General features: G+C 62.7%; 3 protein-coding genes. 1 reads left to right on the top strand and 2 read right to left on the bottom strand.

Features of this window, described 5'->3' with window-relative positions:
- Together EN969_RS29650 and EN969_RS35405 are read right to left on the bottom strand one after the other, a co-directional pair.
- Nucleotides 1-1,026 (bottom strand): aspartate-semialdehyde dehydrogenase (locus EN969_RS29650; RefSeq protein ID WP_127419655.1); only part of this gene is annotated, 1,026 nt, incomplete at its 3' end.
- 107 nt (nucleotides 1,027-1,133) lie between these two features.
- Nucleotides 1,134-1,283: a hypothetical protein gene (locus EN969_RS35405; protein ID WP_164746448.1), complete on the bottom strand. Its 150-nt coding sequence runs from the start codon at nucleotides 1,281-1,283 to the stop codon at nucleotides 1,134-1,136.
- 198 nt (nucleotides 1,284-1,481) lie between these two features.
- Between EN969_RS35405 and EN969_RS29655 the strand changes: the two genes are divergently transcribed.
- Nucleotides 1,482-1,777: DEAD/DEAH box helicase (locus EN969_RS29655; RefSeq protein ID WP_164758611.1), on the top strand; the 296-nt coding region annotated here is incomplete at its 3' end.

The raw sequence follows: 1,777 nt of genomic DNA on the forward strand, positions 1-1,777 counted from the left end.
CTTCTTCTTCGGCTGGATCAGGCCGCGCTCGACCAAAAGCTCGGCGATCTGCACCGCGTTGAGTGCGGCGCCCTTGCGCAGATTGTCGGAGACGATCCACATCGACAGGCCGTTGTCGATGGTCGAATCCTCGCGGATGCGCGAGATGAAGGTGGCGTCCTCGCCGGCCGATTCCAGCGGCGTGATGTAGCCTCCGTCCTCGCGCTTGTCCAAGACCTGGCAGCCTGGGGCTTCACGCAGGATATCCCGCGCGTCGTCGGCGGTGATCGGCTTTTCGAACTCGATGTTGACCGCTTCCGAGTGGCCGATGAACACCGGCACGCGCACGCAGGTCGCCGTCAGCTTGATCTTGGGATCGAGCATCTTCTTGGTCTCGGCGACCATCTTCCATTCTTCCTTGGTGAAGCCGTCGTCGAGGAAGACGTCGATATGCGGGATGACGTTGAAGGCGATGCGCTTGGTGAACTTCTTGACGTCGACGGTGTCGGCGACAAACACCGCGCGTGTCTGCGTGAACAGCTCGTCCATGCCTTCCTTGCCGGCGCCAGACACCGACTGGTAGGTGGCGACAACGACGCGCTTGATGGTGGCGAAATCGTGCAGCGGCTTCAGCGCCACCACCAGCTGCGCCGTCGAGCAGTTCGGATTGGCGATGATGTTCTTGCGCGTGAACAGCGAGATCGCGTCCGGGTTCACTTCCGGCACGATCAGCGGCACGTCCTGGTCGTAGCGGAAGGCCGACGAATTATCGATGACGACGCAGCCCTGCTTGCCGATCTTCGGCGACCATTCCTTGGAGACGTTGCCGCCGGCCGACATGATGCAGATATCGGTGTCGGAAAAATCATACTGGTCAAGCGACTTCACCTTCAGCGTGCGGTCGCCGAACGACACTTCCGTGCCCTGGCTGCGCCGTGAGGCCAGCGCCACCACCTCGCTTACCGGAAAGCCGCGCTCTTCCAGTATGTTGAGCATTTCCCGGCCCACATTGCCCGTGGCGCCGACGATCGCTACCTTGAAACTCATCGAAAAATCTCCTGTCCCTCTCCGCTTGGTTTTTGGAGAAACCCGCTGGCCGCTGCGGGTTCCGTCCCCCGGGCCGAACCCGGGAGAGGGTGGTTAGGCCAAGGGAATCACACCGTTTTGGTGGTGGTTTTGCCAGTTTTCTCGGCCAAGAATGTGGTTTTGCTGAAACGAGGAGATGCGCCGACGCGCCCGGCCCAATGATGTGCATTGAGGCTGGGGGCATCGAATGCAGGAAGAGCCGTCAAAAGGCCGCGCATCGAAACTGTCCCGTTCGGTGCCGGCTTTTACGCGGTTTGCGGCAAGAGTCAATTGCCGAGCGGCGCCTGGTTTTGCGCGCGCCCTGTACAATCGCGGCTGCGCGAAGTACGAACGGCCAAGATTGTTTGGCTGGCGCGAGGCCCGCCCCGGCATGTGCTCCGTGATGAGCGCGGACCCTAAAATTCCGAAAGAGTGAGATGTCCAACTTCGAAGCACTTGTTCCAGCGCTTGCCAGGGCGCTGGAGAAACGCGGCTATTCCGAGCTGACGCCCGTCCAGAAGGCGGTCGTGGCGCCCGAGCTCGGCGAGGCCGATGCGCTGGTTTCGGCGCAGACCGGCTCCGGCAAGACGGTGGCCTTCGGCCTCGCTCTGGCGCCGACCCTGCTTGAGGGCGCGGAGCGCTTCGGCCACGCCGCCGCACCGCTGGCGCTGGCGGTGGCGCCGACGCGCGAACTCGCCTTGCAGGTGACGCGCGAACTGGAATGGCTCTACGA

It is taken from the genome of Mesorhizobium sp. M7A.F.Ca.CA.003.01.2.1, assembly GCF_003998945.1.
GTDB classification, from domain to species: Bacteria; Pseudomonadota; Alphaproteobacteria; order Rhizobiales; family Rhizobiaceae; genus Mesorhizobium; species Mesorhizobium ciceri.